Annotated in this window: 6 protein-coding genes; 1 reads left to right on the top strand and 5 read right to left on the bottom strand. The window is 74.8% G+C overall.

Annotated features, from left to right (window positions below):
- The 4 genes from L2I40_RS20825 to L2I40_RS20810 all read right to left on the bottom strand — a co-directional run.
- Nucleotides 1-650, bottom strand: a 650-nt coding sequence (locus L2I40_RS20825) for an AAA family ATPase (RefSeq protein WP_372491089.1), incomplete at its 3' end; no start/stop codon positions are given.
- Between the two features lie 32 nt (nucleotides 651-682).
- Entirely contained in the window at nucleotides 683-1,093 is a 411-nt protein-coding gene (locus L2I40_RS20820; protein WP_237217085.1) for a type II toxin-antitoxin system VapC family toxin, read from the bottom strand.
- Nucleotides 1,090-1,326 (bottom strand): FitA-like ribbon-helix-helix domain-containing protein, encoded by a 237-nt coding sequence (locus tag L2I40_RS20815; RefSeq protein WP_237217084.1) that lies wholly within the window; start codon nucleotides 1,324-1,326, stop codon nucleotides 1,090-1,092. The genes L2I40_RS20820 and L2I40_RS20815 overlap by 4 nt, the downstream gene beginning before the upstream one ends.
- A gap of 57 nt (nucleotides 1,327-1,383) precedes the next feature.
- Nucleotides 1,384-2,127, bottom strand: a complete 744-nt coding sequence (locus L2I40_RS20810) for a DUF1194 domain-containing protein (protein WP_237217083.1) — start codon at nucleotides 2,125-2,127, stop codon at nucleotides 1,384-1,386.
- 353 nt (nucleotides 2,128-2,480) lie between these two features.
- Between L2I40_RS20810 and L2I40_RS20805 the strand changes: the two genes are divergently transcribed.
- Complete coding sequence (locus L2I40_RS20805; protein ID WP_237217082.1) at nucleotides 2,481-2,876, top strand: RidA family protein; 396 nt, start codon at nucleotides 2,481-2,483, stop codon at nucleotides 2,874-2,876.
- Nucleotides 2,877-2,891: 15 nt separating this feature from the next.
- Here the strand turns inward: L2I40_RS20805 and L2I40_RS20800 are convergent.
- Nucleotides 2,892-3,390, bottom strand: a 499-nt coding sequence (locus tag L2I40_RS20800) for a Hint domain-containing protein (RefSeq protein WP_237217081.1), incomplete at its 5' end; no start/stop codon positions are given.

Raw genomic sequence — 3,390 nt, 5'->3', positions numbered from 1 at the left:
GCCGGGAAGGCGCCGGTCGCGGTGCCGGCCTCCAGCAGCGCGTTCAGCCGGACGACCAGCGCCCGCCGCGCCGCCGCGGCGGCGACGGCGTGCCGGGCCATGGCATCCTCCAGCGCCGCCAGCCAGCGTGCGTCGCGCCGGCCTTCGGCGAGCAGCCGGTTGCGGCCGGACATCGCCGTCTCATGCGCCGCCACCTCCCGCGCATGGCCGGGCTCCAGCGCCCAGACGAGCCGGTCGAGGAAGCGGCGCCGGCCGCTCGCCCCCTCCTGGAACAGCCGGTCCATCTGCGGCGTGAGCCAGACCGCCGCCGCGCGGTCCGCAAGCTCGGCGCCCGAGCGCAGCGGCTCGCCGTCCAGCCGCCATTTGCGCCGCGCCTCCGGGCTGTCCTCGCCCACCGTGCCGGTGGCGATGTCGCAGGCGCCGTGCGGCCCCTCGAACCGGCCCCAGGCGGCCCAGGGCCGGCCGATGCCGCCCGTCCGCCGCCCGATCTCCCCCGCCCGCGCGCCGCGCAGCCCGCGCCCGGGGCCGAGCAGGCTGATCGCCTCCAGCAGGTTCGTCTTGCCCACCCCGTTCTCGCCCGCGATCGCGACGATGCGGCCCTCGAAGCGCGCATCGAAGGCGGGGTAGGAGCGGAAATCGGTGAGCCGCAGGCGCGTCAGGCGCCGCGGCGGCAGGGGCTGGGTCAGGAGAGGTCGTCCAGGCCGACGATCCGGACGCGCGGCACATGCAGGCGCCGCAAGCGCGCGTCGGCGGTGATCAACGGGAAGCCTGTCAGCTCGGCCGCCGCGATGTAGAGGCAGCCATAGACCGGATGCGCGAGCTCCAGCGCATGCGCCACCGCGAGCGGCAACAGCGCCGCGTTCGGCATCCGCTCGACCGGCGCGTCGCGCAGCGTCTCGTACCTAAGCAAGGCCTCGTCGCGGCCGATCTCGCCGCGTCTGGCCGCCTTCCAAAGGATGCTGGCGCATTCGATGTCGAGCAGTTCGGGCGCGACGAGCCGCGCGCCGCTCACCCGCGCCGCCGCCTCGCTGTCAGCCTCGGGCAATACCCACTTGGCCGCCACGCTGGCGTCCACCACCCAGGCATCGCTCACCGCTCGTCACGCGCCTCGCGAAGCAGCGCCTCCGACGCCGTCACGCGACGCCCGGCCAGCTCGGCACGCAGCCTGGCCGCGCGTTCCCAGAACCCCTCGGGCGCGCCGGCCGCGCGCGCGGCCCGCAGCACCTCCCGGTGCTCGGCCTCCACTGAGCGGCCGTTTGCCGCGGCCCGGGCCTTCAGCCAGGCCACCGTCTCCTCATCCACGCCGCGCACCAGGAGCTGGCCCATGGCCTGCCATCCGCCCTGCTATCACTGATAGCAAATAAAGCGAACAGAGCCGGAACGTCAAGCCGCGGAGGGCTTTGCCGGTCCGCTCGGCGCCAGGTCGGCGATCTCCATCACCAGCTTGCGGCGGATCGCGTCGGCGAAGCTCTCGAAGCCCTGCGCCGGCAGGACGAAGGCGCGCGCGCCGCCGGTGACGAGGGTCCGGTAATGCTCCTCCAGCGCCGTCTCGCCCGGCAGCCCGGTGCCGGCCAGGCGGGCGCTCGGCCGCAGGATCGGCAGGCCGTTCACGACGATGCCCTCCGCCACCGTCAGGTCGCGCTCCTGCTCCGCCGGCGGGCCGTGGTTGTTCTCCCCGTCGCCCGAGACATCCACCACGCGGCGCTGCGCCTGGAACGGCGCCGCGGCGATCAGCCGGCGCGACATCGCCAGCGCCATGGAGATCGAGGTCCAGTTGCCGCTGCGCAGCGGCGCCTCCTCCAGCAGCAGCGCGACGCGCGCCGCATCCCCCACGTCGCCGATCCGCACCCAGGGCACGAGGATGCGCTGGTCGTCCACGCCCGACCACTCGACATAGGCGACGGCGATGGCGCCGATCGGGCCGGACGCGGCCGCCTCCATCACCTCGCGGTCGCGCAGCGCCGCGATATAGCCCTCCCGCTGCAGGCGCAGATCGCGGTTCTGCATGGATTGCGAGACGTCGGCCGCAAGGACCAGCAGGAGATCCACCTCCGTCGCCTCGCTCCGGGCGAGGCGCGGCGCAAGCAGCGTTCCGCACCCCGCGGCGAGCAGGATCCTGCGACGCATCGGCACGATCTCCCGCGGCTCCAGTCCCTGTCGGGGTCCAGAACAACGCGGCGCGGGTCGGGTTCGCCGCGACGATTCCGGAGAGGCCCAGGAGGCATGCGACCGGACCGGCGCGCGCCGCCGCGCCGCGCCGGCGCCCGCCTCCGTGAGGACGCGCCAGGTCCAGAGACTTAGCCGAGGCTGCGCCGCGCATACGGACGCCGCAAGGCGCGCATGCGTGACCGTGACATGCGCGCGGTCACGATCGTTGGAGCCACGACAGGACGCCATCGGCTTCCGCCGGCGCCGGCGCGCAGGCACCATCGCGGCAGAGGCCAGCCGCGCGCCACGCGCCGCACCCGCCGAGGATCCGCATGGACACGCCCGTCTTCCTGACCCTGCCCGACGGCCCCGATCGCGTCGCGCCCTTCAGCCATGCCGTGCGCTGCGGGCCCTGGCTGCTGGTCACCGGCCAGATGCCGACCGACCCCGCCGACAACACCCGCCCGCTGCCGGACGGCGTCGAGGCGCAGACGCGGCAGGTGATGGAGAACCTGAAGCGCGTCCTGGCCGGCTGCGGCTTCGCACTGGCCGATGTCGTGCAGGCGCGCATCTACCTCACGCAGTTCGAGCGCGACTACGAAGCGATGAACCGCACCTATGCCGCCTACTTCCCGCCCGACCGCCTGCCGGCGCGCACCACCGTTGGCGTCACTGGCCTGGCGCGTGGCGCGCTGGTGGAGATCGACCTGGTGGCCTGGAAGCCCTGACCGGACCGGCGCGCGTCAGCCGACCGCGCGAAGAGGCGCGCCCTCGGCGGCGCACACCGCGCGCAGCCCGATCGCGTCGCGGATCACCGCCAGCCGCGGCCCGCCCAGCACGACCTCCGCGCAGGGCACTGCCTCGCGCGTCGCATGGGCGTCCGGCGTGCCCGCCACCGCCAGCAGCGCCACGTCGGCATTGGCGAACCACGGCCGGTTGCCCGCATCCAGCCAGCTTTCCGCCGCCGCGCCCTCCGCCAGCAGCACCGCGTGTCCCGCCAGCTCGACATGCAGGTAGGTCACCTCGGCCAGCCCAGCCTCGAGCGTGATGGACACCCCGTCCACCAGCAGCCGCGCCGGCACCAGCGCGCCGTCCAGCCACAGACAGTGGTCCTGCGACACCAGCAGGTCGCGATGCGGCGTCGCATCGCCCAGCGCGCCGGCGCGGATCCGCACCGGCGCCAGCTCCGCGGCCGAGGCGTGGCCCGCCAGCGCGATGCGCCGCCGCCCGATCCACAGCAGC

Source organism: Falsiroseomonas oryziterrae (assembly GCF_021864505.1).
Taxonomy (GTDB): domain Bacteria; phylum Pseudomonadota; class Alphaproteobacteria; order Acetobacterales; family Acetobacteraceae; genus Falsiroseomonas; species Falsiroseomonas oryziterrae.
This window is presented reverse-complemented; position numbering and strand designations above follow the sequence as displayed.